This is a genomic window from Virgibacillus salexigens (genome assembly GCF_014905415.1).
Taxonomy (GTDB): Bacteria; Bacillota; Bacilli; order Bacillales; family Amphibacillaceae; genus Virgibacillus; species Virgibacillus salexigens.
Genome location: NZ_BNEO01000173.1, coordinates 1 through 296, shown reverse-complemented (window position 1 = coordinate 296; position 296 = coordinate 1). Strand labels below are relative to the sequence as shown.

Annotated in this window: 1 protein-coding gene; it reads left to right on the top strand. The window is 39.2% G+C overall.

The window, feature by feature from the left end:
- On the top strand, window positions 1–296 hold a 296-nt coding region (locus tag JKP73_RS22725; RefSeq protein ID WP_200412047.1), incomplete at both ends, for a recombinase family protein.

Sequence of the window (296 nt, the reverse complement as noted above, 5' to 3'; positions counted from 1 at the left end):
AACGTCCTCAATTACAAGACATGCTGACTTATTTACGTGAGGGTGATATTGTCGTGGTGACAGAATTAGACCGCTTAGGACGAAATAACAAAGAATTAACCGAACTGATGAACCAAATTCAACAAAAAGGCGCAACGCTTGAAGTCTTAAACTTGCCATCCATGACAGGGATTGAAGACGATAATTTAAGGCGTTTAATCAATAACTTAATGATTGAATTGTACAAATACCAAGCAGAAAGTGAACGAAAACGGATTAGAGAACGGCAAGCCCAAGGGATTGCCATTGCCAAACAA